We start from the raw sequence: 26,441 nt of genomic DNA on the forward strand, positions 1-26,441 counted from the left end.
GGCCAGGCTCAGCGTCTTCAAGGCGGCGACATTGCGGCCATCCACCAAAATTTCGCCGCTGGACGGGTCATATTGGCGCTGCAGCAGCGCCAGCAGGCTGGATTTGCCCGAGCCCGATTTGCCCACCAGCCCGACATGCTCGCCGGCCTTGATCTCCAGATCGATGCCGCGCAGCACCGGCGCCGCCTCGCCATAGCCGAAGCTGACATTGCGGAAACTCACCGCCCCGCGCGGTGCCTCCAGCTCGGCCGCACTGGTCGGCTCGGGCATGTCATGCGGGATCAGCAGCGCCCGCAGCGCCTCAGCCAGCCGCGCCCAATCCTGCACCATATCCACCAGCGCCACCGCGAGGTCGCGGGTGCCGTGCAGAACGGTAAAGCCCAGGCTGACCACCAGCACCACGTCACCGGCACTGGCCTGCCCCGCCTGCCAGCGCGCGATGACCCAATAGAGCAGCCCGGCGGTGAGCACCGCCGTGGTCAGCGCATGGGCGAGGCGGATTTTTTCCAGATAGCGCAGGCTGCGCTGGCGGGCACGCATCTCGCCGTCCACCTCACGCTCGAACTGCCGCGCCTCGCGCAGCGTGGCGCCAAAAGCCCGCACCACGCCAGCATTATTGATCACATCCACAATCTGGCCATCCACTGCGGCGGCGGCCTCGGCGTAATCGCTGTTGAGATGCCGGCCTTTCCAGGCCATGCGCCCCAGCACCGCGCCGAGGGACAGGGAAACTGCAATCAAGGCCAGCCCCATGGCGGGGACGACAAAGCCGATCATGATCACCGAGCCCAGCACCGCGATCAAAGGCGGCAGCACATTCCAGGTGATCACGCTCTCGATGCGAAACACCGCATTGCCGGTGGCGGAAATCCGCCCGGCCAACATGCCGGCACGCCGGCTGACAAAGAATCCGGTGGAATGGCCGAGCACGTGGTTGAACAGGAATTTTCTTAAATCTCCTGTGACATCCAAGAAAGTTTTTGCGGAGACCCAGCCGCCCAGGCGCCAGGAAAGATTATCCACCGCGATCAGCCCGGCCAGAGCCGCAAACGCGCCCCATACCGCCTGGGTCTGATGCCGCGCCATCACATCGACCAGATTTTTCACCGCATATTGCGAGGCCACGGAACAGCCGACACCGGCAAGGACCGAGGCCAGCACAACAAGATGCGCAAACGAGTGGCGCGAGACTGCGCGCAGCAGAAAGCGCCCTGGCTGCCGCTCCTTGGGCGTTAAAAAATCTTTAGGATTTTCCATCATCTGATTCATGGCTTCCGACATATGCCAGCAGATTGTGCCTTATTGATGACACATCAAGCTGGATTATGCGCTGCAGCATTTCTCCATTGCCGAAGAAAGGGCCGAAAGAATGCGTATTGCGCAGATTGCGCCTCTGCATGAGGCGGTGCCGCCGAAACTCTATGGTGGCACCGAGCGCGTTGTCTCCTTCCTCACGGAAGAGCTGGTTGCCATGGGCCATGACGTGACCCTGTTCGCCAGCGGCGATTCCTTCACCGATGCGAAGCTGGAAGCGGTATGGCCGCAGGCGCTGCGCCTGGACAAATCCTTGCGCGACCGGATGGCGCCGCAATTCCTGCTTTTGGAAAAAGTCTATGAGCGTGCAGCCGATTTCGACGTGCTGCATTTTCATATCGACTATATGCCGGCCTCCTTGTTCGCGCGGCAGACCACGCCGTTTGTAACGACTTTGCATGGAAGGCTGGATCTACCGGAATTGAAGCCGGTCTATGCTGGCCTGCCGGCGCAGAATCTGGTTTCAATCTCGGACTCCCAGGCAACACCGCTCAGGCAAGCAAATTTCATCGCCACCGTGCATCACGGCCTGCCGCTGAATTTGCTGAAACCGCTGGACCGGCCACGCGATTATGCCGCCTTCCTCGGCCGCATCTGCCCGGAGAAGCGCGCCGACCGCGCCATTCGCATCGCCCAGGCCGCCGGGATTCCGCTGAAGCTCGCCGCCAAGGTGGATGCCGTGGATGCCGATTACCACGCCGAGGTGATCGCCCCGATGCTGGGCAAAGATGCCGAGCTGATCGGCGAGATTGGTGACCGCGATAAATCCGCCTTCCTCTCCGGCGCCAAGGCCTTGCTGATGCCGATCGACTGGCCGGAGCCGTTCGGGCTGGTGATGATCGAGGCGATGGCCTGCGGCACCCCGGTGATCGCTTACGGCCAAGGCTCGGTGCCGGAGATCATCGAACATGGCGTCACCGGCTTCATCGTTAATAACGAGGACGAGGCGGCGCAGGCGCTGAAGGCGGCCGATCAGCTCGACCGCGCGCGCATCCGCCGCCGCTTCGAAGCCCGCTTCTCCGCCCGCCGCATGGCGCAGGATTATGTGAATGTCTATGAAAATCTGATCCTCGCGCGCCGGCCGAAACTGCGTCTGGTGCAGTAACCGCAAAGAAGTGGGGGCTTTTTGAAAAAAGCCCCCACCCCTGCGGCGCCATTCCATCGCCGCTGCGCAGCGATGGAACCTTGGGCGCCTGCGCCCCCAAAAACTTTTGCGAACTTGGGGCTATGCCGTTTCGACCTTATAGCCCAGAATCTCGATCGCCGGGCGCAAAATATCCAGCGCTGGCTTGAGATGTTTCAGGTAGGGCCGGTAGCGGTAGCGCGAGCGGTCATACAGCTTCTCCGTCACCTGCGCGTAGGAGGCGGTGCGGGCGTAACGCGTATTGCGCTCAAACGCCAAACAGCGCGGATCGAACTCAACGCCGATGAAGTCCAGGATTTTGCGCACCTGCGCCTCCTGGTCCACCACCATCTCCTCATAGCGCACCGGCAGATAGCGCATCTGCAAATTCGCTTTATAATGCTCGATCAGATTGAAGATCAGCATATAATGCCGGGCCGCGCTCTCCAGCTCGGCGGCGCAGCAATAGCCGTGGGTGAGATAGTTGGAATAGACCGACAAAACCACATCCAGCGGATGCCGGATCACATGCACCAGCGGCGCTTGCGGGAAGAGCAGCGAGATCAGCCCCATATGGGTCTCGTTCAGCGGCATCTTATCCGTGAAAAACCCTGCCTTGTCCTTGAATATCCCCGCCTTGGCGGCGCGGCGCAGATAATAATCGCGCAGCTCCTCCAGCCCGTCGCGCTGGTCGCCCATCCACAGTTCGGCCAAAGCCTCTGGATAATTCAGCGGGCTTGCCAAAATGCGCGGCATGATCTGGGTGATGTCGTTGATGAAGGGCAGCTCATCGCCGGCGGCGATCTGTGGATGCACGGAAAGCGTCTGCTCGATCAAGGTCGTGCCCGAGCGGGGGAAGCCGAGAATGAACACCGGCTGCGGCATATCCAAACGCGCCTGCGCCACCGGCAATGTCGCCAGCCGCCGGGCGGAGAAGAATCCCTGCAGCCGCGCCACCAGATCGCCCGCCTGCGCCGCCATATAAGGCCGCGCGCCGAAGGCCAAAGCGCGTTTCTTGCCTTCATCGAAACAGGCGAAGGCCTCGTCATGCAGCCCCATGCGCTCCAGCAGCCGGCCTTTTTCAGAAAGCTCGGACGGCCCCAGCAGGCCGCCGCCCTGCTCCAGCGCGTTCAGCAGCGCCAGCGCCGCCTCATGCTGGCCCAGCCGCGCCAGCACGGTGGCGCGGGTCAGCCGCATCGAGGGTGTGCCGGGAAACAGCCGCTCAGCCTCGTCCAATATTTCCAGCGCCCGCTCGAATTTGCGGTCCGCCTCCTCCATCTTGGCATAGCCGAGATAGGTCTGCTGCACCGGCGGCGGAGAGGCGATGGCGCGCTGATACAGCGCCCGCGCCTCATCGATGCGGCCCTGCGCTTTCAGATTCCAGGCGAGATTGGCCCATGTCACCGGCTCATCGCGCGCGGTCAGCGCCAGCACCTGGCGGTAATGATATTCCCCCACTTGTGGCCGGTTGGCCTCGGTCAGCACCAGCCCCATCAGATTATGCGCCTGGGGGTTTTGCGGGGCGATGCGGATGGTGTTGCGGGCATGGCCTTCAGCCTCGGCCAGGGCGCCTTGCGCCAGCAGCAGCAAGGTGAGGTCGTTGGTGGCCCAGAAATGATTCGGATTCAACGCCACCGCCCGGCGCAGCAGCGCCTCGGCCGCCTTGCTGCGCCCGAGCTGGCGGCAAAGCCGGGCGTGGAGCAGCAGCGCATCCTCGCGCCCCGGAGCGAGTTCCAGAACCTGCAACGCCGCCTGCTCCGCCGCGGCGACGTCGCCGGCGGCAAAATGCGCCTCCGCCTGCGCCATCAAAGGCGAGAGCACGGCATGAGCCGAAGCGGGGGCCAGATCGGCAAAATCCAGGGCGCAGCAGCGCACCCGCCGCAGCCCGGAGCCGCAGTCACAAGGCGTTAGATCCGTCATGCCAACGAGAGTAATAGAGCCTCTCGCCGGCGGCTAGATCATGCCCCCGTCCAAGGGGGCGGGTCGCTGGCCGGGAATGTCTCTTCCCCGGCCTCGTCGATCACCTCGTCCACATCCTTGCCCGCGCGCGGCCAGCGGAAATGCAGCAGGCAGCGCTCACCCTGGGCGTCGGTGATTTCCAGATTTTCCACCCGCCCGTCCTGCGCCTGGGCGTAGGCGCTCGCGGGCGCGTGGATGATATGCTCCAACCCCTGCATCGAAATCACGATGATATCGTTGTGATGGTCGAAGGTGATGCCGTTCACCTTCATCCCTTCCGCCTCCAGCTGGCTGCCCAGCTGCAGCGAGGAAATCCGCAGCTCCACATCGGCCTGCGGCAAGCTCTTGGAAAGCTGATCGAAATAAGCGCCCCATCCGGCGCGGCTTAGCTGTTCTGTCACCATGGTCGTCCCCTTTGCAGTTTGCGTGAGTGACGTTGGGTCAGAGTCTTCACATGGTATCGCCGATGAACGCTGTCCAGGTCAAAAAAACGCCCGGCCGAAGCCGGGCGCTTGCATTCGCCGCAGCCTCTTGGGCTCAGTTGCTCTTGCCGGCGCGGGCCTTGCTCACCTCGTCCGCGCTCACGGCGGGCGCGGCATTGCCCCAGCTATTGCGGACATAGGTGGCCACATCCGCGATCTGCTGATCGCTCAGCAGCCAGCCGAAAGACGGCATCGCCGGGGCAGTCGGCGCGGTGGGGATGCCGACACCATGCCCGCCATGCAGCACAATGCCGATCAGGGTCGCCGGCTTGTCGGCCTGCACCACCGGGCTCTTCACCAGAGCCGGGAAGATGCCCGCCTTGCCCATGCCGCTCCCGGTATGGCAGGCGGCGCATTCATCATTATAGATCTTCGCACCGGCCAGCATCGCCGGATCATTGGCCGCCACCGGGGCCGGGGCGGTGCCGCCCGCCCCCGCCTGGGATTTGATATAGACGGCCATCGCCTTCACATCCGCATCCGTCAGCTGCGAGGTGGAGTTCTTCACCGCCTCCGCCATCGGGCCGGAGGCGACGGCGTATTGATTATGGCCGGTCTTCAGATAATCGGCGATATCCTGCACGCTCCAGCTGCCGATGCCGTTCCAGGAGGCGGTGATGTTCGGCGCATTCATGCCGTCCACGATAGAACCCTGGAATTCATGGCCGGTCTCATCGCCGCCCAGCGCGTTTTTCGGCGTATGGCAGGCGGCGCAATGCTCCAGCCCCTGCACCAGATAGGCGCCCCGGTTCCATGCGGCGGACTGGCTGGCATCCGGCTTGAAATCCCCCTTATCGGGGAAGAATAGCAGGTTCCAGCCGATCATCGCGGCGCGGATATTATAGGGGAAGGGCAGCTGATCGGAGACGACCTTATGGTCCACCGGCTGCAGGGTGTTCAGATAGGCGCGGATCGCCAAAATCTGATCATCCGGCACCTTGTTGTAATAGACATAGGGCATCGCCGGGTAGAGATGGCCGCTATGCCCGATCCCCTGCTTCAGCGCCTTGATGAAGTCGGCATCGGACATGTTGCCAATGCCGGTGGCCTTATCCGGGGTGATGTTCGGCGCGATGATCTTGCCGAACGGCGTTTGAATGGCGAGGCCGCCGGCCATCGGCTGGCCGCCAGGGGCGGTGTGGCAGGCCGCGCAATCGCCGGCCGTCGCCAGGTACTTGCCCTGGGCGATGGTCTGCGCGTCGCTTGGCGCGCTCTGCGCCATGGCCAAGCCGGACATCGCGGTGAAACCCAGACCCGCCGCCGCCCGGGTGAGGAAACGCATCTTGCTCATTCTCTCTCTCCTCAGACGTGCAGCAGAGCGCCGGGGCTCTTGATATACTGGTTCACGATCCCGTCGGCGCCGAGATAGGCCTGCGCGCCGACCGTGCCGGTCGGGTTGTAACCATGATTCTGCGGGAACAAGGCGGCCCCGAAGACGAACACGTTCGGCACGTCCCAGCTCTGGCCGTATTTATTGACCACGCTGGTGGAGGGGTCATCACCCATCACCGCGCCGCCGGTATTATGCGTGGACTGGTACACGGTCACCGTATAATTGCCCTTGCGCGGCGCGGCATGGGTGGAAACCGCCCCCATCGCCTTGGCGATCTGCTCCAGCTTCGCGGTGATATAGGCGGACATCTTCAACTCGTTCTGCTTCCAGTCGAAGGTCATGCGCAGCAGCGGGCTGCCATACGGGTCCTTGTAGGTCGGGTCGAGATCCAGATAGCAATCCTTGTAGGAATAAGAGCTGCCCTGGGCGCCCAACCCGTACACGGTCTGGTAGCTCTCCTTCGCCGCCTTCTTCCAGCCCGCACCCCAGCTCGGCTGGCCCGGCATCATCGAAAGCTGCTGGATCGGCCGGCCGCCAGTGACGGTGGCCCCCATATTGCCACCGCCGATGAAGCCGAGGCCGGCATGGTCGAAATTATCGCCGTTGAAATCATCGATGACCATGCCGATGGCGCCGCCAGCGATGAACTTGTTCAGATGGGTGCCCTCGGGCAGCTGCAGCGCCACGCCGGAATCGCACTGATAGGCGTAATTGCGGCCGACCGTGCCCTTGCCGGTCTTGGGATCGTAGATCGTGCCGATGCCCGAGACCATCAGCAGATGCACGGCGTTAAAGGAGAAGTTGCAGACCAGCACCATATCGGCCGGCTGGTACACCTCCTCGCCCTTGGCATCGACATACGTAACGCCGGTGGCCTTCTTGCCGGTATTGTCGAGATTGATGCGGGTGACGTTGCACTTGGTCCGCGCCTCGAAAGTTTTGCGCAGCATCAGCGCCGGCAGCACGCAGGTCTGCGGGCTGGATTTGGAGTAGTTGCCGCAGCCGAAGCGCTCGCAGAAGCCGCAATAGGAGCACTGGCCCATCGTCACGCCGAGCGGGTTGGTATAGCTCTCGGAGAGATTGCCCGAGGGCACATGGAACGGGTGATAGCCCAGGCTCTCGGCCGCCTTGGCGAACAGGCTGGGGCCATAGGTGGGCGTGGTCGGCCTGGTCGGGTATTCGCTGGAGCGCGCGCCCTCGAACGGGTTGCCGCCGGGCTGGATCTGGCCGTTCAGATTCCCGGCCTTGCCGGAAATGCCCGCCAGCTTCTCAAACTTGTCGTAATAGGGCTCCATCTCCTCATAAGTGACGCCCCAATCCTGGATGGTCATGTCATCCGGGATCGCCTTGGCGCCGTAGCGCTGGGTCACGTGCGAGCGCAGCTTGAAATCGGTCGGCAGGAAGCGATAGGTCATCCCGTTCCAGTGCACACCGGCCCCGCCGACGCCATTACCGGGCAGGAAGGAGACGAACTGGCGCACCGGCAGCGCGGTCTGGCTCATATTATTGCGCAGCGTCACCGTGCCCTGGGCTGGACGCTGGAACAGGTCCAGCCGCACGCCATAGCGCAGCTCATCCGGCGCCCAGGCGGGGGGGAAATCGGTCGCGGTGTCGCGCCATTCGCCGCGCTCGATGGCGACGACGTCGAGACCGGCACCGGTCAGTTCATAAGCGAGGATCGAGCCGGTCCAACCGAGTCCGACGATCGCCACATCCTTGCGGGGAAGCGTTTTTACCATGTTTCAGTTCCTCGGGGCTCAGGACCAGTCGGGGTGGGTTTTGATGCCGATCGGCGGCAGCGGATAAGGCTGGTTATATTTGGTCACCCAGTCGCGATAATCATAACGCGCGCCAGGGAAGCCGATCATGCGCCAGCCGGCCATGTCCTTGTTGCCGCCATAGACCGGGTCGGCGAAGAAGCCTTCCTTGGTGTTCTGCCAGAGCATCTGGAAGAACGCCTTGGAGCTGACCTTGTCGAGCTGCAGGGTGCCTTTCTCCATCTGGCCGATCAGCTTGTCCTGCTCGTCCGGTGGGATCTGCGCGAAGCCCTTGCCGGCATAGGCGCCATGGCAATAGGTTTCGAGGGCGGCGATGCTCTTGCGGTAGCGCTGCGCCGGGGTCACCGGGCTCTGGACGCCCTGGCCCGGATAGCCCTCCTGGAAGGGCGGGCTCATATAGAACCAGCTGTCATTGCCGAACGGGCCGGAGAGCTGCCGGTCAATATACACGGTGATGCCCACATCCTTGCCACCCGGGGAGAGGTCGTCGGCGGGGATCAAGCGATCGACCAGCGCGTCGATAACGGCGACTTCTTCCGGGGTGAAATAGGTCCAACCGGCGGGATCGACCGGCTTGGGCGACCCGTTTGCGTTGGCACTCCAGGGCAGAGCGCCGGAATAGGCCTGCGCGCAGCCGATGGTCGGCACGGCGGCCATCAGCGAAACCGACGCAAGCAGGAAACGCCGCCTGGCGATGACGGACTGGTTCAAAGCGAGCACTCCATATTTTTATAGCAGCAAGATCGCGCGCCCCTTACATTAGGTAAGGTTGACACACCTACATAAGCCGGGATCCCGACGGCATGAAAGCCCGGCAGCGAAATGTAACGCAGTGTATTTTTGCAAACAGGCTCAGTCTTTTTTGTGGCTTGACATTAACGTCCGCCGCGTCGCTTCGGTTTGTCCAAAGTCACAACTTTATTTTAAAGGCTGTCCCAGAACTTCATTCGTCTGGCCATTAAGTCGATCCCGAGTCTCTTCGCCTTTTGCCCGTAGCGTTGAAGGTACAAGCCTGAAAGTTTTCCGGGACAGCCCCTTATTTTATAGCAGCGCCCTGCGGCGCGCGGGCCAGAGGGCGGGGCCGAACTGCGCCAGGGCCAGCGCGCCGAACAATAAAGCACAGCCGGCCCAGCCGGTTTCGCTCAGCCGCTCATGCAGCAGCAGGGCCGCGAACAAAGCCGCGAACAGCGATTCCGACATCAGCATCACCGCCGCATCGGTGGCGCCGGTATGGCGCTGGCAGAGCGCCTGCAACAGAAAGGCGACGCCGCCGGAGATGATGCCGCCATAGAGCAGCTGCGGCAGGCAAGCATATATGGCCGCCAGATGCAGCGGCGACATCACCGCCCCTGCCCCGCTCCCCAGCAGCACGCAGGCGGCGGATTGCGCCAGGGCGGCGGCGACCGGCCGGCCGGTATGGCGGGCCACATGCTGCAGCAGCACGATCTGGGCGGCGAAGCCGAAGGCCGAGACGATGATCAGCGCATCGCCGAACCCCAGCCCGCTGATCCGGCCGCCCAGGCACCAGGTTCCGGCCAGCGCCAGCAGCGCCGCGCCCCAGACGGTGGGATGCGCGGCGCGGCGCAGCACAACCATCTCCAGCACCGGCACGAAAATCACATAGAGCCCGGTGAGGAAGCCGGCATGGGTGACGCTGGTAAAGGAGAGCGCCCATTGCTGCAGGAAGGAGGAGATGGCGAAGATCGCCGCCAGCGCCACCAGCCCCATCACCCCGCGCAGTTTCTGGCGGGCGCGCCGCGCCTCCCACAGGCCCAGCGGCAACACGGTCAGGAAGGCCAACGCGAAGCGCAGCCCGGTGAACCAGCCCGGATTGAGCCAGGCCCCCGCCTCGGATTGCGCGACGAAGGCCCCGCCCCAGAGGCAGGCGGCGGTGAGCAGGAGCAGATTGGCAAGCAGGCGTGACATGCCGCCCTTCTTCCAGCCAAATCGTTTCAGGACAAGACAGGCTTTACGCGCCCCCGCCCCGCGCCTAAAGCCAGCGCATGACCAAAATAACCTGCCCGCAATGCAGCCTGGAGGAGACGCATCTCTCCGGCGAGACCCATATTTGTGACGTGTGCGGGTTCGAATGGCCCGCCGAGATCACCGAGGCGGCGGAGGTGATCCGCGATGCCAACGGCACCGTGCTGGCGGCTGGCGATAGCGTGGTGCTGATCAAGGATCTGAAGGTGAAGGGTTCCTCCACCGGGCTGAAGGTGGGCACGAAGCTGAAAAATATCCGGCTGCATAGCGGCGATCATGCGATCGAAGCCGGGGATTATTTCATCAAGCAGGAATTCGTGCGGAAGGCCTGAAGGCCTCCCCCCAAAAAAATTGCAGAAGTTTTTTGGTGCCGCTTTTTTTCAAAAAAGCGGCAACAACGTTCGGGGTGGTGGCACCTTCGTTGCCACCCCCCCAAACGTTCATGGGGGCTTTTTGAAAAAAGCCCCCATCCCTCCGGCGCCTTTCCAACGCTGCTGCGCAGCGTCGGAACCTTTGGCGCCTACGCCCCCAAAAACTTTTGCTCACAAAAAACGGCGCCTCGCGGCGCCGTTTTTCGTCTCAATGTACCTCTTCCGGGGCCTTCTCGTCGTCCCCGTCGCCCTCGGCTTCGGGCTTCGGCAGCGCCAGGGCCGGGGCCTCGGAGATGTCGAAGGCGAGCTTGCCGTCCTTCACGCTCACCTTCACCGCCCCGCCCTTCACCAGCTTGCCGAACAGCAGCTCCTCGGCCAGCGGCTTCTTGATCTGCTCCTGGATCACCCGGCCCAGCGGCCGCGCGCCATAAAGCGGCTCGTAGCCCTGCTCGGCCAGCAGCTCCTTGGCGGCCGAAGACAGCTCGATGGTCACGTTGCGGTCCGCCAGCTGGGCTTCCAGCTGCATCACGAACTTCTCCACCACGCGGCCGACAATCTCCGGCGTCAGCGCCGCGAAGGGGATGATCGCATCCAGACGGTTGCGGAATTCCGGGGTGAAGAGCTTCTTCACCGCTTCCTCATCCTCGCCGATCCGGGTCTGCTTGCCAAAGCCGATGCCCGGCTTCTGCATATCCGCCGCACCCGCATTGGTGGTCATGATCAGGATGACGTTGCGGAAATCCACCTGCTTGCCGTTATGGTCGGTCAGCTTCCCGTGATCCATGATCTGCAACAGGATGTTGAACAGATCCGGATGCGCCTTCTCGATCTCATCGAGCAGCAGCACGCAATGCGGGTGCTGGTCGATCGCATCGGTCAGCATGCCGCCCTGGTCGAACCCGACATAGCCCGGCGGCGCGCCGATCAGGCGCGACACGGAATGCCGCTCCATGTACTCGGACATGTCGAACCGGGTCAGCTCAATGCCCAGCGTGCTCGCCAGCTGCCGCGCCACCTCGGTCTTGCCCACCCCGGTCGGGCCGGAGAACAGGTAATTGCCAATCGGCTTCTCCGGGTCGCGCAGCCCGGCCCGGGAGAGCTTCATCGCGGCGGAAAGCGCCTCGATGGCGGCATCCTGGCCGAACACCATGCCCTTCAGATCGCGCTCCAGATGCCGCAGCACCTCCTTGTCGTCATTGGAGACGGACTTGGCCGGAATCCGGGCAATCTTGGAGACCATCTCCTCGACATCCTTCAGAGTCACGGTCTTGCGGCGCTTATTCTCCGGCAGCAGCATCCGCGCCGCCCCCGCCTCGTCGATCACGTCGATCGCCTTATCCGGCAGCTTGCGGTCGTTGATGTACTTCGCGGAAAGCTCCACTGCGGCGCGGATCGCGTCATCGGTGTAGCGGACCTTGTGATGCTTCTCATACGCGACCTTCAGCCCGCGCAGGATCTTCACCGCATCCTCAACCGAGGGCTCGTTCACGTCGATCTTCTGGAAGCGCCGCACCAGCGCGCGGTCCTTCTCGAAATAGTTGCGGAACTCCTTATAGGTGGTGGAGCCGATGCAGCGCAGCGTGCCCTGGGCCAGAGCCGGTTTGAGCAGGTTGGAGGCATCCATCGCCCCGCCGGAGGTGGCCCCGGCGCCGATCACGGTATGGATCTCGTCGATGAACAGGATGGCGCCGGGATTGGCCTCCATCTCAGTCACCACCGCCTTCAGCCTCTCCTCGAAATCACCCCGGTAGCGGGTGCCAGCCAACAACGCGCCCATATCCAGCGCGAAGATGGTGGCGTTCAGCAGCACTTCCGGCACATCTTCATCGATGATGCGCTTGGCCAGCCCTTCCGCGATCGCGGTCTTGCCCACGCCTGGATCGCCCACATAAAGCGGGTTGTTCTTGGTGCGCCGGCACAGGATCTGGATCGTCCGCTCGATCTCGTGCTCACGCCCGATCAGCGGATCGATCTTGCCTTCCTTGGCCTTCTTGTTGAGGTTGACGCAGTAGGTGGAAAGCGCGTCCTGGCCGCGCTTGGCGCTGCCCTTCTCCTCGCGCTCACCCGACTCGTTGGACTCGGAGGAGCCGGTGGGCGGGCGCGGGGCGGATTTGCCCGGGCTCTTGGCGATGCCGTGGGAGATGAAATTCACCGCGTCCAGCCGGGTCATGTCCTGCAGCTGCAGGAAATACACCGCATGGCTCTCGCGCTCGGAGAAGAGCGCGACCAGCACGTTCGCCCCGGTCACCTCATCGCGGCCGGAGGATTGCACATGGATGGCGGCGCGCTGCACCACGCGCTGGAAACCGGCGGTCGGCTTCGGATCGCCGCCGCGATCGGTCGCCAGGCCGGCGAGATCCTTATCCAGGAACTCGGTGAGGTCCTTCTTGATCTTGTCCAGATCCACCCCGCAGGCGCGCAATACCGTCACCGCATCCGCGTCGTCCACGAGGCCGAGGAGCAGATGCTCCAGCGTGGCATATTCGTGTTTCCGGTCGGCGGCCAAGGACAGGGCCCGGTGGAGAGTCTGTTCTAGGTTGCGAGACAGCATGGCTAAACCGTTCTTTCACCCCGATCCACGGGGGTCTTAGGTCCGGACATTCACTCTGCCTGTCCGGCTGGCATTGGGTGACTGCAATTCCCGTTTACGCTGTTTTGCAGGGTACAGATTAACATGGGAATGTCATCGTAAATTAAAACGTCACTCTTTCTCAATCGTGCACTGCAGCGGATGCTGGTTCTGGCGCGCCAGATCCATCACCTGGGTCACCTTGGTCTCGGCGACCTCATAGGTATAGACCCCGCACACCCCCACCCCGCGGCGATGCACGTGCAGCATAATCTGCGTCGCCTGGTCGCGCGACTTCTGAAAGAATCGCTCCAGCACATGCACGACGAACTCCATCGGCGTGTAATCGTCGTTCAGCATCAGAACCTTGTACATGGTCGGCTTGCGGGTTTTCGGCCGTGGCTTCGCCACGACGCTGGCCCCCGGCCCCTCGGTTCCTTTGCGTTTGTCGTTCTCACTCATCAATCACTTACCTTCAGCAAATGCCCGCCGGTGCCACCCAGCCAGACCGCGGGACGCCCTACGCGCGGCATTCGGACCCATCCTGGTTCCAAGCATATCGAAACCACACGCCGCTATGAAAGAGCGTTTTTCCTCAATGTGAAAAACATGGGGTGCTTAACGGCCGCTTTCAGCCCAGGGCGAGATCATGTGACGATACGTTTTTAAACAAAAAAACCGGCCCTAAGGCCGGTTTTTCCCCAAACAGCGCCGCCCAGAGACGGCGGCGACGGGCTTAGTGGAACTTGCCGAAGGTCTCAACCGCGATGGTCAGGCGGGCGGTGAGCGGGGCCATCGCCTGCTCGGCCAGCTTCACGGTGACATCGGCCAGCTTGTTGCTCTCGGACACCGCCTTCTCGACGCTCGCCTTGGCGAAGCCGGTCTGCAGGTCGACAGCTTCCTTGACGGACTTCACGCCCATCAGGGACTTGGAGAACGCGACATTCTCTTCCAGCGTGGCCTTGGAGGCGGCGGCCAGGTGCTTGGAGATGTCCTGGAACCCGGCGGCGTAGATCTGCGAGGCCTTGACGAAGGCTTCCAGGTTGCCCTGGCCGAAAGCCAGCATTTCTTCGGAGGTCTTCACGGCTTTCTCCACGTTTTCCTTGATCTTGGCCTGAGAGGTCTCAAAGCCCTTGGTGGCCTTCTCCATGTTCTCGCGCAGCGCGGACATGGATTTCTCGAACGACTTCACGGAGGCGTCAGCAGCGCCCTCCATGGAGGCGACGGTTGCATCGGCGGCGGCGGCAGTCTTGGTCTTGGTGGCGCTCATCTGGGTTCGGCTCCCGTTAGAATGACGATGTCTGCACAGCTCCAACCGGCGAGCATATTGGCGTTCTTTGCCGCAGTGCAGCAACGGCGTTTTAGCGAAACGAAAACACAACCGTCAAGTGTTTTTTGTGCGGCGCACAATTGTTTGAGGGTGAAATTATTGTCAGAATTTTAATGTTCCGGCCCGCAGTCCCGGCGCCCGCGCCCGGCGCTCCCGGCCGGCGCTGAGACTCACACGGTAAGCCATTCAATTTTTTGTTCTTTCATCGAGAAGATCAGCGTTTATCGCTGGACAGCTCCCTGGCGCCGCGATTAAAACCTTTTCAGAGTCAATCACGGGATGGCGAGGCATGCAGGGTATGAGCAGGAAGCGCGTGGCCATGTGGGCGGTGGCGGGCCTTGGATTGGCCGGCACCTTCTTGCCGGCGGCGGCTTCGGCGCATGAACTGCACAAGCTCAAGCACCATGTGCTGAACCATCATTACGTGCATCATTATGTGCGCCCCGCCGTGCCGGCGCGCAATGTCGCCGACAGCAGCGGCTTCGGCCCGACCTCGCCGGGCATCAGCTCCATTCTCATCGATGCGCGCACCGGCCAGGTGATCTCCGCCAGCGACGCCGATACGCCGCGCTATCCCGCCTCGCTCACCAAGCTGATGACGCTGGATCTCGCCTTCCAGGCGTTGAATGCCGGGCGGATGTCGCTCGACACGCAGATCCCGGTCTCCGAACATGCCGCCTCGGTTGAGCCGGTGAAGCTCGGCCTGCGCCCCGGCAGCACCATTTCCGTGCGCGATGCGATTCTGGCGATGACCACCATGTCCGCCAACGATGCCGCCACCGCTCTGGGTGAATATCTCGGCGGCGGCTCCGAGGCGCGCTGCGCCCAGATGATGACGCTGCGCGCCCACGCGCTGGGCATGGCGCAGACGCAGTTCGCCAACGCCTCCGGCCTGCCCAACCCGAACCAGGTGACCACGGCCCGCGACCTCGCCATGCTGGCGCGCGACATCGTCGAGAATTATCCGCAGTTCCAGACCTTCTTCGAGGTCACCTCGTTCGATTTCCACGGCCGCAAGGTGTTCAGCAATAACGGCATGCTGAAAAGCTATGCCGGCGCCACCGGCATGAAGACCGGCTATACCGATCTCGCCCGGCATAACCTGGTCACCAGCGCCGCGCGCGGCGGCAAGCAGCTGATCGGCGTGGTGCTGCACGAGCCAAGCTGGCCGACCTCTTATCATCAGATGACCGCGATGCTGGATTCGGGCTTTGGCGGTCATGTCGACATGACCCGCGCGATGGTCGCCGCCGCCAGCAACCCGGCGCCTGCGCATATGCAGGCGGCGAAGGTCGAGCGCGTCGCCAGCCGCACCCCCACCCGCGCGGCCCCGCTGCCGGACTCCACCCGGCAGCCCACCGCCACCAAACACTGGGTGGCGCAGCTGGGCCTCTATAAATATGAGAGCAATGCCCGCGTGGCGGCGATGAAGGCGCGCCAGCTGCACGGCCACGGCATCGCGCAGATCCAGCATGTCCGGCGGGACGGCAAGGCGCTCTGGCTGGCCCAGCTCACCGGCCTGACCTATGACGGCGCCCACGATACCTGCCGCGCGATGAAGGCCCATGGCGGGCTGTGTAATGTGCTGCCGCCGCAGGCCGACCATCTGGCGATGCTGAGCGGGCCGGACGGCACCTGACCTACCATCCAGGCCGGTTGCGTCCGGCGAAGAAACAGGGCTAAGGGGCGGGACGATGCCCCTGCCAAGCTTCACCGTCCTGCTGGCCGCCGCCGCGGGCCTCAAATCCCTCCAGGCCGCGACGATCATTTCCGGCACCTTCATCCTGGAAGATGCGGCGACCTTGCTGGCCGCCATGCAGGTGGCCTCCGGCGGCCTCTCTCTGCCGCTGGCGCTGGGCTCGCTCTATGCTGGCATCGTGCTGGGGGATCTCGGGCTCTACGGGCTGGGGCGGCTCTCCGCCACGCATCGCTGGGCGCAGCGCCTGGTGCCGCAGCAAAGGCGGGATCTCGGGCATGATTGGGTGAAAACCAAAGTGGTGCCGCTGGTGCTGGTCAGCCGCTTCGTGCCGGGCCTGCGCCTGCCCACCTATACCACTTTGGGCTTCCTGCGCGCCCCGTTCCTGCCCTTCGCGCTCGCCGCCATCGTCGCCACGCTGGTCTGGACCAGCCTGCTGTTTTACATCTCGCTGCGCCTGGGCGCGCTGATGGCGCATTATCTCGGGATTTGGCGCTGGGCCGGGCTTGGGGTATTCCTGGTCATCATCATCCTTGTCGGCCGCCTGGCGACGAGGCTCTACAACAAAAGGACACCGCAATGAGCGGAGCATCGCTGGCCGGGTCTCTCGGCAAGCTGAAGCAAGGCGGGCGGAAAAGCCCGGTTTCCTTCTTCGAGTTCTGGCCGGACTGGCTGTTCTATGCGCCGGTGGTGGCGTTCTGGGCGCTCAATGCCATCCGCTATCGCAGCATCACCCTGCCCTCGCTCGCCAACCCGCTGATCAATGCCGGCGGCATTTGCGGCGAGTCGAAAAACCAGATCCTCAGCCTCGCCGGTCCCAAGGCCCGGGCCTGGGTGGCGGATTACGCCCCTTTCACCGTCAGCGGCCATGAGGATGCGGATGACCTGCCCCGCGCCAGGCTGGCGATGGCGGAGGCCGGGCTCAGCTACCCGGTGGTGGCCAAGCCGGACATGAGCTGCAACGGCGTCGGCGTCCGGGTGGTGCGCGATGATGCGCAGCTGGCCGATTATCTGCGCCCCTTCCCGCGTGGCGCCGCGCTGCAGTTGCAAAGCCTCGTCAACTATGAAGGCGAGGCCGGGATTTTCTATATCCGCCGCCCCGGCGAGACGAATGGCCGTATCACCTCGGTGACGCTGAAATATCCCCCTGTGGTGATCGGCGACGGGCGGCGCAGCGTGAAAGAGCTGATCGCGGCGGATGAGCGGCTGAACGCGATCTCCGCCCTGCTGCTGCGCAAGCTCGGCGCACGCGCCGCCTGCGTGCCGGCGCCGAATGAGCGGGTCGGGCTGGTCTTCGTCGGCAATCATTGCCGCGGTTCCACCTTCAAGGACGGCCTCTCCATCGTCACCCCGGCGCTGAGCGCGCGGATCGACGAGATCATGCGCGACATGCCGGAGGTTTATTTCTCCCGCATCGATCTGCGCTTCGACAGCCTTGAGGCGCTGTGCGAGGGGCGGGAGTTCCGCATCATCGAATTCAACGGCGCCGGCTCCGAGGCGACCCATATCTGGGACCCGGAGATGACGCTGAAACAGGCCTATCGGGACCAGTTCTTCCATTATGGCGAGTCTTTTCGCATCGGCGCGCAGGTGCGCGCGCAGGGCCGCCGGCCGATCGGCCCGTGGAAGCTGCTGGCGCTGTGGCAGCAGCAGAAACGGCTGATGCGCGCCTATCCGAGCAACGATTAAGAGCAAAAGTTTTTGGGAGGCGGCCCTTTTTTCAAAAGGGCCGCGAAACGTTTGGGGTGTTGACGGCGTCGGTGCCACCACCCCAGACGTTTTCGCCGCTTTTTTAAAAAAAAGCGGCACCAAAAAACTTTTGCTACCTGTGCGGCTCCGCCGCCATTTCGCCCGCCGCGACAAAAGCACCGCCCGGCCCGGCACGTTCCGGCATCCCCGCCATTTCCAACCTTCGGCGCGGCAGGCTGCCCGGATATTCCCGCACCAGCCAGGTCACCATCGCCTCGCGCACATCGCAGCGCAGATCCCACAGCACCCCGGCATTGCGCGCGCTCACCAGCAGCCGCAGCTCTACCATCGCATTGGGCAGATCCGTCATCTGCACCACCGCCACCTTGCGGTCCCAGCGCGGATTGGCCTCCACCACCTCGCGCAATTTCTGCCGCACCTGCTCCAGCGGCACGCTGTAATCCACATACAGCATCACCGTGCCCATCAGATCCGCCGAGGAATGCGTCCAGTTCTGAAACGGCTGCTCGATGAAATAAGATAGCGGCACGATCAGCCGCCGCAAATCCCAGATGCGAATGACGACATAGGTGGCACCGATCCGCTCGATCCAGCCCCACTCCCCCTGCACCACCACCGAATCCTCCAGCCGGATCGGCTGCGTCAGCCCGATCTGAATGCCGGCCAGCAGATTGGAGAGCAACGGCCGCGCCGCCAGCCCCACCACCAACCCCGCCGCCCCGGCCGAGGCAAACAATGACACGCCATATTGCCGCACCGCGCTGCTGGTCATCAGCGCCAGCGACACGGTCAGCAGCACCAGCAGCGTGCGCACCGCCGTGCGCAGAATGCCGACCTGGGTGATCTGCTTGCGCGCCACCAGGTTATTGCTGTCATCCTCGAAATGGATGCGTTTGATATAGAGATCGGCGAACAGCTCCACCGTATTCATCAGCGTCCAGCCGAGCACCAGCACGAAGGCGGCAACCAGCAGATGGCCCAGAATGGAGGAGGGATTATCCGGCAAGGGTGCCAGCGGCAGCACCGCGCTCACCGCCAGCAGCACCAGCAGCGCGCAGGTCGGCCCCTTGGAGCGCGCCATCAGCATCTGCGGGACATTGCCGAACCGCCCGGCAATGCGCGAGAGCCGGGCAAATACCCAGCGACAGAGCGACATCGCCACCAAAGCGGCCAGCACCAGCATCGCCGTCCCCACAACCGGGTCCGGGATGACGTTATAGAGCCAGAGCACGAGTGTCCGCGCGTGATCGATCATGGAGGGCTTCAATCCTGGTTGATCATGGTCGGATGAACCCGATCTAGCCCGAAAAACCTTAGGTTAAACCCCCAAGGCACATGACCATTTCTTTATTTACATGAACGAAACAGGGTCCACATCCACATCCAGCTTCACCTGGCGGGGCAAGGGCACCTGCGCCAGCCAGGCCCGCAGCAAAGGCTGCACCGCGATATCGCGCCTGGTGCGCAGCAACAGCCGCCGCCGGTGCCGCCCGCGCAGCAACGCGATCGGCGCCGGGGCCGGGCCCAGCATTTGCACCCCCTCCCCTTGCGGCGCCACCCTGGCCAAGGCCCGCGCCGCCTGGTCGGCGATGCGCTCATCCTCGGCGCTCACAATCAACGCCGCCAGCCGCCCGAAAGGCGGCCAATGGCCAGGCCGGCGCAGCGCCGCCTCCTGCTCCAGAAAAGCCGTCAGATCCCCGGATAATAGAGCTTCGATCACCGGATGCGAGGGATCATAGCTCTGCAACAGCACGCGCCCCGGCGCCTCGGCCCGCCCGGCGCGCCCGGCGACCTGATGCAGCATCTGCACCGTATGCTCCCCGGCCCTTAAATCCCCACCCGCCAGCCCCAGATCCGCATCCACCACCCCCACCAGGGTCAGATGCGGAAAATGCCAGCCCTTGGCGACCATCTGGGTGCCGATGATGATGCCGACCTCGCGCTTGGAAATCTTTTCCGCGGCCTCTGCCGCCTGGGCCGGGCCGGCGATCACGTCCGAGGCCATGGTCAGCGCCGCGACATCCGGAAACAGCTCCGCCACCTCCTCGGCGATCCGCTCCACGCCGGGGCCGATCGGCACGAAGCTGTGCTCAGCCTCGCAAGTGGGGCATTTGGCCGGGCGCTGCAGGCTGTAGCCGCAATGATGGCAGGAAAGCCGGGGCGAGGCCTTATGCTCGACCAGCCAGGCCGAACAATGCGGGCAGGAGAGCCGGTGGCCGCAGGTGCGGCAGAGGGTGAGCGGCGCATAGCCGCGCCGGTTGAGGAACAGCATCGCCTGCTCCTCGCGCGCCAGCGTCTCGCGCATCGCCGCCACCAGCAAGGGCGAGAGGAATTTGCCGCGCTCGGGCGGCGCCTCGCGCATGTCCAGGGCTTCCATGCGCGGCATCGTCGCCCCGCCATGGCGGGCGGGCAGATCCAGCTTGCGATAGCGCCCCTGGGCGGCGTTCTCGGCTGTCTCCAGGCTCGGCGTGGCGCTCACCAGCAGCACCGGGGCGGCGCAGAATTTGCCCCTTACCACCGCCATGTCCCGGGCGTGATACATCACCCCGTCCTCCTGCTTGAAGGAGGTCTCGTGCTCCTCATCCACCACGATCAGCCCGAGATCGGCAAAGGGCAGAAACAAGGCCGAGCGCGCGCCGACCACCACATCCGCCCGCCCCTGCGCCACCGCGCGGTAGGTCTCGCGCCGCTGCGCCGGGGTCAGCTCCGAATGCCAGACCGCCGGGCGGGCGCCAAACCGCGCCTCGAAACGCGCCAGCATCTGCACCGAGAGCGCGATTTCCGGCAGCAGCACCAGCACCTGCTTGCCCAGCCGCAACGCCGCCGCCACGGCTTCGAGATAAACCTCGGTCTTGCCGGACCCGGTGACGCCATCCAGCAGTGTCACCGAAAACGCTGCCTCCGCGACCGTTGATCGCAGTGCCACGGCGGCGGCCTCCTGGATCGCCGAGAGCGAAGGGCCGGGCCGGGCGGCATCCGCGCCGCCAAAGGCGAAGCTCTTGGCGCGTTTCGGGGGCGCCTCCAGCAGCTTCTCCTTCAGCGTCAGCGCCAGCACATCGCCTCGGGGCGCCAGCGTATAGCCCCCCACCCAATCGATGAATGTGCGCAGATCCTCCGGCAGTTTTGGGAAGTCCAGCACCTCCGCCACCGGCCGGATTTTCACCGCCTCGTCCGGCGGCTCATCCCACACCGCCCCCACCACCATCCGCCGCCCCAAAGGCACGCGCACCAGCGTGCCCGGCGCCAAGGACGCCTGCGCCTCATAAGTAAAGGCCTTATCGAATTTATAGGGGAGCAGGACGCTGACGCGGCTTGTGGGTGAAGGTTGCTCCATGCTGTATGCTCTTAACCAGAGTCTAAGTTCACCGGAAAGCCACACATGAAATTCTTTGTCGACACCGCCGAAATCGCTGAAATCCGCGAGCTGGCCACCACCGGCCTGCTCGATGGCGTCACCACCAACCCGTCGCTGATCGCCAAATCCGGCCGCAAGATCCTCGATGTCATCGCCGAAATCTGCGAGGTCGTCCCCGGCCCGGTGAGCGCCGAGGTGGCCGCCACCGAATATAAGCAGATGCTGGCCGAGGCCGAGGTGCTGAAGAAGATCGCCCCGAATGTCTGCATCAAAGTGCCGCTGACCCAGGACGGCTTGAAAGCCTGCTACGCCCTCTCCCAGGAAGGTGTGATGGTCAATGTCACGCTCTGCTTCTCCGCCGCCCAGGCGCTGCTCGCCGCCAAGGCCGGCGCCAGCTTCATCTCCCCCTTCATCGGGCGGCTGGATGATATCGGCCAGAACGGCATGGAGCTGATCGCCGACATCGTGACCATCTATGACAACTACCCGAACCTGAAGACCGAGGTGCTGGCCGCCTCCATCCGCAACCCGATCCATCTGATCGAGGCGGCGAAGATGGGGGCCGATGTCGCCACCATCCCGCCCTCCGTCATCAAGCAGCTCTACGCCCACCCGCTGACCGACAAGGGCCTGGCTGGCTTCCTGAAGGATTGGGCGGCCACCGGGCAGAGCATTGTCTGACGACTTACTGACCGCATTCTGTTCCTGGCTCGGCGCTGAGCGCCGGGCCGGGGCGAAGACGGTCGAAACCTATGCCCGCGATGTGCGGGCATTTTTGTCTTTCATCGCCGAGCATCGTGGCGAACCGCCCACCCCCGCCCGCCTTGGCGCCCTGCGCGCCGCGGATTTCCGCGCCTTCCTCGCCCGCGCCGCGCAGGAAGGGGACATCAACGCCACCCGTGCCCGCAAACTCTCCGCTTTGCGCACCTTCTATCGCTATCTGCACAGGCATCACGGGGTGGAGACGGTGCAGCTCTCCCTGCTCGCCCGCCCGAAGCCGAAGCCGCCTCTGCCCAAGGCGCTCTCCCCCGAACAGGCGCTCAGCGTCACCCATGATATCGGCGAAGCCACCGACACCGCCTTCGAACAGGCGCGCGACGAAGCGCTGATGGCGCTGCTCTACGGGGCGGGCCTGCGCATCGCCGAGGCGCTGGCGCTGAATATCGGCGATCTGCCGGCCGCCGATGATGCGTTGCGCGTCACCGGCAAGGGCCAGAAGCAGCGCATCGTGCCGCTGCTGCCGGCGGTGCGCGCCGCCATCGCCGGCTGGCTGAAGCTGCACCCCAATCCAGGGCGGGCTGAGCCGCTCTTCATCGGCGTGCGCGGCGGCCGGCTGAACGCCTCCATCGCGCAGAAAAATCTGCGCAATTTCCGCCGCCTGAACGGGCTGCCCGAGCACGCCACCCCGCACGCGCTGCGCCACAGCTTCGCCACCCATCTTCTGGCCGGCGGGGCGGATCTGCGGGCGATCCAGGAGCTGCTCGGCCATGCCAGCCTGTCCACCACGCAACGCTATACGGATGTCGAGACCAGCCAGCTGATGGATATCTGGCGTAAAGCGCACCCGAGGGCCTGAACATGAAACCCTGTTGGCTTGCTCTGTCGCTGCTGCTCTTCGCCGCCCCCGCCGCGGCGCAGCCTTGTTGCGGCGCCATCACCAAGCAAGGCGCACAGCTGAGCGGGTTTCTCGATGCCTCGCATGTCGATCAGCTCTGGCTGCCGCATCAGCATGTGCTGTGGCGCAGCGGCAAGCCAAACCCGCTCTTTCCCGGCTATTCCAAGGGCACGCATTGCAGCGCCTACGCCGCCGCGATGGCGATGCGGCTGCACGTGCCCCTGCTGCATCCGCCTGAACATGGCCAGCGCGACCTCGCCAACGCCCAGTATGAATGGCTGCAAACCCAGGGTCCGGCGCAAGGCTGGCAGAGCGTGGATTTCATCAAGGCGCAGAGCCTCGCCAACCAGGGCTGGCTGGTGCTGGCGGTGTTCGAAAACCCAGACACCGCCAGGCCCGGCCATATCGCGGTGATCCGCCCCAGCGGCAAAAGCCAGGCGGCACTGGCGCAGGAGGGGCCGCAGGAAGCCCAGGCCGGCGAGCAGAACGATACCGACACGGATATCGCCCAGGGCTTTGCCCATCATCGCGGCGCCTGGGTGCCGGGGGGTGGCGGTAGCGTGCGTTTCTTCGCTCACCCGATAGGCTGGGCGCGGATCGCCGCCGCCGCACCGCCCTGAGGCGAAACCCCGCCATCTTGCAGGCCGAAAAGCTTTATGACATTTTAATCCTACATCACCGATAGGAATTTAAATGTTTCAGACTGCCTATGTCGTCTCCGGCGCCTTTGTCGGGTTTCTGGTGGGGCTCACCGGGGTCGGCGGCGGCTCGTTGATGACGCCGCTGCTGGTGCTGTTCTTCGGCCTGCATCCGAGCACGGCGGTGGGCACGGATCTGCTGTTCGCCGCCGCCACCAAATGCGCCGGCACCGCCGTGCATAGCGGCGGCAAGAGCGTGGATTGGCGCATTGTCGGGCGGCTGGCCACCGGCTCGATTCCGGCCACCGTGCTCAGCCTGGGGGTGATCGCCTGGCTCGGTGCCGCCAGCAAGGATGTCTCCGCCGCGATTTCCTATATTCTGGGCATCGCCTTGCTGCTCAGCGCCGTCTCGCTGCTGTTCAAGGAGAAGATCGTCAAGGCCATCGCCAGGCGGCACCCGGAATTCGGCGACGGCGAATCGCGCCGGCTGACCATCATTGTCGGCTTCGTGCTGGGGATTCTGGTGGCGTTTTCCTCGGTCGGCGCCGGGGCGCTGGGGACGATCGCGCTGATCATCCTCTATCCGCGCCTGCCGATGGTGCGCATCGTCGGTTCGGACATCGCCCATGCGGTGCCGCTGACGCTGCTGGCCGGGCTTGGCCATCTGGCGCTGGGGACAATCAATGTCCATCTGCTGGGCGCGCTGCTGATGGGCTCCATCCCGGGCATCATCCTCGGCAGCCTGCTGGCGAAATTCGCGCCGGACAAGCTGCTGAAACTCTGCCTGGGCCTCATCCTCGCCCTGGTCGGGGCGAAGATGCTGTTCAAATAAACGCGAAATTTTCGGGCGGCGCCTGCCCGCAAACCCCTCAGCCTTGTTTCACCGCCTCAACAAAGGCCCGGATCAACCCCGGGTCCTTCTCGCCCGGCGCCCGCTCCACGCCCGAGGACACATCCGCCCCCGGCGCCCCGGTGATCGCCAGCGCCCGCGCCACGTTCGCGGGGTTCAGCCCCCCGGCCAGCAGCCAGGGCTTCGCCGGCCGGAATTTCGCCAGCAGCTCCCAATCCGCCTGCACGGCATTGCCGCCCGGGCGCGTCGCCCCCGGTGGCGGCTTCGCCTCGACGATATAGCCATCGGCGGTGTCGTCATGCGCCGGAAACTCGGCCTCACGCTCCACCCCCAGCGCGTGCCAAACCGGCCGGCCAAAGCGCAGACGCAGCGCCTGCACCTGTTCCTTCGTGCCATGCACCTGCAGAATATCCAGCGAGATATCCCGCAGCACGTCCTCCACCTCATCCAGGCCCGGATTGACGAACAGCCCGACGCGTTGCGGCCCGCCCGCATGGCGCAGCGACAATTCCTGCGCCTCGACGCTGGTCACGTAACGCGGCGAAGGGGCGAAAAATACGAACCCGACGAAATCCGCCCCAGCCTGCACGGCGGCGTCAAACCCCGCCGCATCCTTCAGCCCGCAGATCTTGACCAGCCGGCTCATGCGATGCTGGCGGCAATCTCGGCCGCCGCCGCGCCAGGATCCGCCGCCCCGGTGATCGGCCGGCCGACGACGATGTAATCCGCCCCCGCCGCCACCGCCTCCCGCGGCGTCATCACCCGCGCCTGGTCGCCCAGCGCCGCACCTTCCGGGCGAATGCCGGGCACCACCAAAATCGGCGCTGACCCGAGCGCATCGCGCAAAATCGAAACCTCATGTGGCGAACAGACCAGCCCATCCGCTCCGGCGGACAAAGCCAGCCGCGCCAGCCGCAGCACCTGCTTCGCTGTCCCGCCGGAAATACCGGTCTCGGCCAAGCCTTCGGAATCGAAGCTCGTTAGCACCGTCACCGCGATCACCTTCGGCCTGGTCGGCCCTATCTCCCCCGCCGCCTTCGCCGCCGCCTCGATCATCCTGGTGCCGCCACCGGCATGAATGGTGATCAGCTTCGGTCCCAACGGCAACAACGCGCGCACACCGCCCGCCACCGTATTGGGAATATCGTGCAGCTTCAGATCCAGGAACACATCCGCGCCCTGCGCCGCCGCCTGATAGCCGTCCACGCCATGGCGCAGGAAAAATTCCAGCCCCAGCTTCACCATGCCGCAATGCGGCGCCACATCGCGCACCAGCGCCTGGGCGCGCACCAAATCCGGCGTATCGATCGCCGCGATCAAACGACCCGTCATGTTCATCTCACCTGATTATCGTCGGCTGCGTCACCGGCACCGCCGGCGCCGGCGGGGTCAGCTCCACCACACGCTTCTCGGCCTGGCGCGCCCGGCGCCGCCAATGCAACTGGCGCGGCAGCGCCACCAGCAGCCCGACAAAAAACCCGATGGCCAGCGCCACCACCGCCACCGGCCCCAGCCAGGCGGAGGCGGAGCCAAACGGCCAGAACCCGATCTGCACCGGCACCCGGTTGGAGAGCACGAAAATCACCAGCGCCAGGATGACCAGGAAGCCGATGATGAATTTGATGGATTTCAGCTCTTTACTCCACTCGTCTTCTTCGCCGCGGCGGGGGCGGCGGGTTTGTTGATCCGCTCGCGCAACTCCTTGCCGGCCTTGAAGAACGGCACGGATTTCTGCGCCACATCCACCGTCTCCCCGGTGCGCGGATTGCGCCCGGCGCGGGCCTGGCGGCGCTTCACGGTAAAGGCGCCAAAGCCGCGCAGCTCTACCCGCTCCCCGCGCGAAAGTGCGGCCGTCATCTCGTTGAACAAGGCCGAGACGATCTTCTCCACATCCGCGACGGTCAAATGCGGGTTGTCTTCCGCCAATCCAGCGATCAATTCCGAACGTGTCATGAGGTCCCCCAACGCTCAACGATGCCAGGATGTAACAGGCAGGTCAACAATTTCATAGGGTTCGGACGACAAACCGGCTTGTTATCGCCAATTTCATCTTCGCTATAGAGTCTTCGCGACAAAGCAGGGGAAGGTGGAGCCACCCTGGCCGTTGGCGTTTGCATCCTCCCAAGGCCTGCAAGTGCAGGTGGGTGCCAGATATCCGGACCAGGGCCCGGACAGAGCCAGCTCCCGAGGGAAGTGCTTAACGGCCCAGGGGATGTCTTGCCTGACGCACCGGGCAGCTCCGCGAACAGATTTAGGCAAGACCCGCGCGCCCCGCAATCACCTTGAGGGCGCTATTTTCGAAAAATCAGAGATCCAGCAGGTCGGAGGCGATTTC

25 protein-coding genes and 1 other RNA gene are annotated in these 26,441 nt (G+C 64.3%); 9 read left to right on the top strand and 17 right to left on the bottom strand.

Translation table 11 applies throughout. From position 1 onward, the window contains the following. The coding region (locus MXAZACID_RS06695; protein ID WP_240376551.1) for an ABC transporter ATP-binding protein at nt 1-1,161 on the bottom strand (1,161 nt) is incomplete at its 3' end. Nucleotides 1,162-1,369: 208 nt separating this feature from the next. Here MXAZACID_RS06695 and MXAZACID_RS06700 point away from each other — a divergent pair. Continuing rightward, a complete protein-coding gene (locus tag MXAZACID_RS06700) occupies nt 1,370-2,419 on the top strand; it encodes a glycosyltransferase family 4 protein (RefSeq protein WP_008493440.1) in 1,050 nt (349 codons plus the stop codon). 120 nt (nt 2,420-2,539) lie between these two features. Here the strand turns inward: MXAZACID_RS06700 and MXAZACID_RS06705 are convergent, their stop codons facing one another. From MXAZACID_RS06705 to MXAZACID_RS06730, 6 genes are all read right to left on the bottom strand, one after another. Then, the gene (locus MXAZACID_RS06705) at nt 2,540-4,357 is read right to left on the bottom strand and encodes a sulfotransferase (RefSeq protein WP_008493441.1); all 1,818 of its coding nucleotides are present in this window, start codon (nt 4,355-4,357) and stop codon (nt 2,540-2,542) included. Between the two features lie 38 nt (nt 4,358-4,395). Next, nucleotides 4,396-4,800 (bottom strand): DUF5335 domain-containing protein, encoded by a 405-nt coding sequence (locus MXAZACID_RS06710; protein ID WP_008493442.1) that lies wholly within the window; start codon nt 4,798-4,800, stop codon nt 4,396-4,398. A 133-nt stretch (nt 4,801-4,933) separates the two neighbouring features. Further along, nucleotides 4,934-6,169 (bottom strand): cytochrome c, encoded by a 1,236-nt coding sequence (locus tag MXAZACID_RS06715; protein WP_008493443.1) that lies wholly within the window; start codon nt 6,167-6,169, stop codon nt 4,934-4,936. Nucleotides 6,170-6,180: 11 nt separating this feature from the next. Next, entirely contained in the window at nt 6,181-7,950 is a 1,770-nt protein-coding gene (locus tag MXAZACID_RS06720; RefSeq protein WP_008493444.1) for a GMC family oxidoreductase, read from the bottom strand. Nucleotides 7,951-7,968: 18 nt separating this feature from the next. Further along, nucleotides 7,969-8,700, bottom strand: a complete 732-nt coding sequence (locus MXAZACID_RS06725; RefSeq protein WP_008493445.1) for a gluconate 2-dehydrogenase subunit 3 family protein — start codon at nt 8,698-8,700, stop codon at nt 7,969-7,971. Between the two features lie 330 nt (nt 8,701-9,030). Further along, the gene (locus MXAZACID_RS06730) at nt 9,031-9,915 is read right to left on the bottom strand and encodes a DMT family transporter (RefSeq protein ID WP_008493446.1); all 885 of its coding nucleotides are present in this window, start codon (nt 9,913-9,915) and stop codon (nt 9,031-9,033) included. Nucleotides 9,916-9,992: 77 nt separating this feature from the next. On the opposite strand from MXAZACID_RS06730, the gene MXAZACID_RS06735 reads away from it, so the two are divergent. Next, nucleotides 9,993-10,304, top strand: coding sequence for a zinc ribbon domain-containing protein YjdM (locus tag MXAZACID_RS06735; RefSeq protein ID WP_008493447.1), 312 nt, complete (start codon nt 9,993-9,995; stop codon nt 10,302-10,304). Nucleotides 10,305-10,551: 247 nt separating this feature from the next. On the opposite strand, the gene clpA is transcribed toward MXAZACID_RS06735, so the two are convergent. The 3 genes from clpA to MXAZACID_RS06750 form a co-directional block, all read right to left on the bottom strand. After that, nucleotides 10,552-12,894, bottom strand: a complete 2,343-nt coding sequence (gene clpA, locus MXAZACID_RS06740) for an ATP-dependent Clp protease ATP-binding subunit ClpA (RefSeq protein ID WP_008493448.1) — start codon at nt 12,892-12,894, stop codon at nt 10,552-10,554. A gap of 150 nt (nt 12,895-13,044) precedes the next feature. Continuing rightward, the gene (clpS, locus tag MXAZACID_RS06745) at nt 13,045-13,374 is read right to left on the bottom strand and encodes an ATP-dependent Clp protease adapter ClpS (protein ID WP_008493450.1); all 330 of its coding nucleotides are present in this window, start codon (nt 13,372-13,374) and stop codon (nt 13,045-13,047) included. Nucleotides 13,375-13,648: 274 nt separating this feature from the next. Next, nucleotides 13,649-14,182, bottom strand: coding sequence for a phasin family protein (locus tag MXAZACID_RS06750; protein WP_008493451.1), 534 nt, complete (start codon nt 14,180-14,182; stop codon nt 13,649-13,651). Nucleotides 14,183-14,540: 358 nt separating this feature from the next. Here MXAZACID_RS06750 and MXAZACID_RS06755 point away from each other — a divergent pair, with 358 nt between their 5' ends. Genes MXAZACID_RS06755 through MXAZACID_RS06765 form a run of 3 tightly spaced genes read left to right on the top strand, consistent with a single transcriptional unit; the run spans nt 14,541 to nt 17,627 of the window. Continuing rightward, nucleotides 14,541-15,881 carry a D-alanyl-D-alanine carboxypeptidase family protein gene (locus MXAZACID_RS06755; RefSeq protein ID WP_240376553.1) on the top strand — a complete coding sequence of 447 codons (1,341 nt, stop codon included), beginning with the start codon at nt 14,541-14,543 and terminating at the stop codon, nt 15,879-15,881. 55 nt (nt 15,882-15,936) lie between these two features. Further along, entirely contained in the window at nt 15,937-16,521 is a 585-nt protein-coding gene (locus tag MXAZACID_RS06760) for a DedA family protein (RefSeq protein ID WP_008493453.1), read from the top strand. Next, nucleotides 16,518-17,627: a D-alanine--D-alanine ligase gene (locus MXAZACID_RS06765; RefSeq protein ID WP_008493454.1), complete on the top strand. Its 1,110-nt coding sequence runs from the start codon at nt 16,518-16,520 to the stop codon at nt 17,625-17,627. Before MXAZACID_RS06760 ends, MXAZACID_RS06765 begins: the two co-directional genes overlap by 4 nt. Before the next feature lie 133 nt (nt 17,628-17,760). Here MXAZACID_RS06765 and MXAZACID_RS06770 read toward each other — a convergent pair whose 3' ends face one another. Both MXAZACID_RS06770 and priA read right to left on the bottom strand, forming a co-directional pair. Continuing rightward, nucleotides 17,761-18,903, bottom strand: a complete 1,143-nt coding sequence (locus tag MXAZACID_RS06770) for a mechanosensitive ion channel family protein (RefSeq protein ID WP_008493455.1) — start codon at nt 18,901-18,903, stop codon at nt 17,761-17,763. A 96-nt stretch (nt 18,904-18,999) separates the two neighbouring features. Further along, complete coding sequence (gene priA / locus MXAZACID_RS06775) at nt 19,000-20,982, bottom strand: primosomal protein N' (RefSeq protein WP_008493456.1); 1,983 nt, start codon at nt 20,980-20,982, stop codon at nt 19,000-19,002. 45 nt (nt 20,983-21,027) lie between these two features. Here priA and fsa point away from each other — a divergent pair, with 45 nt between their 5' ends. From fsa to MXAZACID_RS06795, 4 genes are all read left to right on the top strand, one after another. Next, nucleotides 21,028-21,684 carry a fructose-6-phosphate aldolase gene (fsa, locus tag MXAZACID_RS06780; RefSeq protein WP_008493457.1) on the top strand — a complete coding sequence of 219 codons (657 nt, stop codon included), beginning with the start codon at nt 21,028-21,030 and terminating at the stop codon, nt 21,682-21,684. Beyond that, the gene (locus MXAZACID_RS06785; RefSeq protein ID WP_008493459.1) at nt 21,677-22,579 is read left to right on the top strand and encodes a tyrosine recombinase XerC; all 903 of its coding nucleotides are present in this window, start codon (nt 21,677-21,679) and stop codon (nt 22,577-22,579) included. The genes fsa and MXAZACID_RS06785 overlap by 8 nt, the downstream gene beginning before the upstream one ends. Before the next feature lie 2 nt (nt 22,580-22,581). Further along, nucleotides 22,582-23,238: a hypothetical protein gene (locus tag MXAZACID_RS06790; RefSeq protein WP_008493460.1), complete on the top strand. Its 657-nt coding sequence runs from the start codon at nt 22,582-22,584 to the stop codon at nt 23,236-23,238. A 73-nt stretch (nt 23,239-23,311) separates the two neighbouring features. Beyond that, a complete protein-coding gene (locus MXAZACID_RS06795) occupies nt 23,312-24,088 on the top strand; it encodes a sulfite exporter TauE/SafE family protein (RefSeq protein ID WP_008493461.1) in 777 nt (258 codons plus the stop codon). Between the two features lie 37 nt (nt 24,089-24,125). On the opposite strand, the gene MXAZACID_RS06800 is transcribed toward MXAZACID_RS06795, so the two are convergent. The 5 genes from MXAZACID_RS06800 to ssrS form a co-directional block, all read right to left on the bottom strand. Continuing rightward, a complete protein-coding gene (locus MXAZACID_RS06800; RefSeq protein ID WP_008493462.1) occupies nt 24,126-24,752 on the bottom strand; it encodes a phosphoribosylanthranilate isomerase in 627 nt (208 codons plus the stop codon). Further along, entirely contained in the window at nt 24,749-25,444 is a 696-nt protein-coding gene (gene pyrF, locus MXAZACID_RS06805) for an orotidine-5'-phosphate decarboxylase (RefSeq protein WP_008493463.1), read from the bottom strand. Before pyrF ends, MXAZACID_RS06800 begins: the two co-directional genes overlap by 4 nt. Nucleotide 25,445: 1 nt before the next feature. Continuing rightward, nucleotides 25,446-25,691, bottom strand: a complete 246-nt coding sequence (locus MXAZACID_RS19230) for a LapA family protein (RefSeq protein ID WP_008493464.1) — start codon at nt 25,689-25,691, stop codon at nt 25,446-25,448. Between the two features lie 44 nt (nt 25,692-25,735). Next, on the bottom strand, nt 25,736-26,059 hold the full coding sequence (locus MXAZACID_RS06815; RefSeq protein ID WP_008493465.1) for an integration host factor subunit beta: 324 nt from the start codon (nt 26,057-26,059) through the stop codon (nt 25,736-25,738). Nucleotides 26,060-26,191: 132 nt separating this feature from the next. Then, a non-coding RNA gene (gene ssrS / locus MXAZACID_RS18225) (6S RNA) lies at nt 26,192-26,349 on the bottom strand. Between the last annotated feature and the right edge of the window lie 92 nt (nt 26,350-26,441).

It is taken from the genome of Acidocella sp. MX-AZ02, from assembly GCF_000306035.1.
Taxonomy (GTDB): Bacteria; Pseudomonadota; Alphaproteobacteria; order Acetobacterales; family Acetobacteraceae; genus Acidocella; species Acidocella facilis.

Excerpts from the sequence above, each read along its gene's own strand:
- MXAZACID_RS06700 (WP_008493440.1), top strand. The coding sequence starts at position 1,370 with ATGCGTATTGCGCAGATTGCGCCTCTGCATGAGGCGGTGCCGCCGAAA.
- priA (WP_008493456.1), bottom strand. The coding sequence starts at position 20,982 with ATGGAGCAACCTTCACCCACAAGCCGCGTCAGCGTCCTGCTCCCCTAT.
- MXAZACID_RS06795 (WP_008493461.1), top strand. The coding sequence starts at position 23,312 with ATGTTTCAGACTGCCTATGTCGTCTCCGGCGCCTTTGTCGGGTTTCTG.
- MXAZACID_RS06790 (WP_008493460.1), top strand. The coding sequence starts at position 22,582 with ATGAAACCCTGTTGGCTTGCTCTGTCGCTGCTGCTCTTCGCCGCCCCC.
- MXAZACID_RS06720 (WP_008493444.1), bottom strand. The coding sequence starts at position 7,950 with ATGGTAAAAACGCTTCCCCGCAAGGATGTGGCGATCGTCGGACTCGGT.
- MXAZACID_RS06710 (WP_008493442.1), bottom strand. The coding sequence starts at position 4,800 with ATGGTGACAGAACAGCTAAGCCGCGCCGGATGGGGCGCTTATTTCGAT.
- MXAZACID_RS06705 (WP_008493441.1), bottom strand. The coding sequence starts at position 4,357 with ATGACGGATCTAACGCCTTGTGACTGCGGCTCCGGGCTGCGGCGGGTG.
- clpA (WP_008493448.1), bottom strand. The coding sequence starts at position 12,894 with ATGCTGTCTCGCAACCTAGAACAGACTCTCCACCGGGCCCTGTCCTTG.
- MXAZACID_RS06770 (WP_008493455.1), bottom strand. The coding sequence starts at position 18,903 with ATGATCGATCACGCGCGGACACTCGTGCTCTGGCTCTATAACGTCATC.
- MXAZACID_RS06750 (WP_008493451.1), bottom strand. The coding sequence starts at position 14,182 with ATGAGCGCCACCAAGACCAAGACTGCCGCCGCCGCCGATGCAACCGTC.
- MXAZACID_RS06760 (WP_008493453.1), top strand. The coding sequence starts at position 15,937 with ATGCCCCTGCCAAGCTTCACCGTCCTGCTGGCCGCCGCCGCGGGCCTC.
- pyrF (WP_008493463.1), bottom strand. The coding sequence starts at position 25,444 with ATGAACATGACGGGTCGTTTGATCGCGGCGATCGATACGCCGGATTTG.
- clpS (WP_008493450.1), bottom strand. The coding sequence starts at position 13,374 with ATGAGTGAGAACGACAAACGCAAAGGAACCGAGGGGCCGGGGGCCAGC.
- MXAZACID_RS06735 (WP_008493447.1), top strand. The coding sequence starts at position 9,993 with ATGACCAAAATAACCTGCCCGCAATGCAGCCTGGAGGAGACGCATCTC.
- fsa (WP_008493457.1), top strand. The coding sequence starts at position 21,028 with ATGAAATTCTTTGTCGACACCGCCGAAATCGCTGAAATCCGCGAGCTG.
- MXAZACID_RS06730 (WP_008493446.1), bottom strand. The coding sequence starts at position 9,915 with ATGTCACGCCTGCTTGCCAATCTGCTCCTGCTCACCGCCGCCTGCCTC.
- MXAZACID_RS06815 (WP_008493465.1), bottom strand. The coding sequence starts at position 26,059 with ATGACACGTTCGGAATTGATCGCTGGATTGGCGGAAGACAACCCGCAT.
- MXAZACID_RS06755 (WP_240376553.1), top strand. The coding sequence starts at position 14,541 with ATGAGCAGGAAGCGCGTGGCCATGTGGGCGGTGGCGGGCCTTGGATTG.
- MXAZACID_RS06715 (WP_008493443.1), bottom strand. The coding sequence starts at position 6,169 with ATGAGCAAGATGCGTTTCCTCACCCGGGCGGCGGCGGGTCTGGGTTTC.
- MXAZACID_RS06800 (WP_008493462.1), bottom strand. The coding sequence starts at position 24,752 with ATGAGCCGGCTGGTCAAGATCTGCGGGCTGAAGGATGCGGCGGGGTTT.
- MXAZACID_RS06765 (WP_008493454.1), top strand. The coding sequence starts at position 16,518 with ATGAGCGGAGCATCGCTGGCCGGGTCTCTCGGCAAGCTGAAGCAAGGC.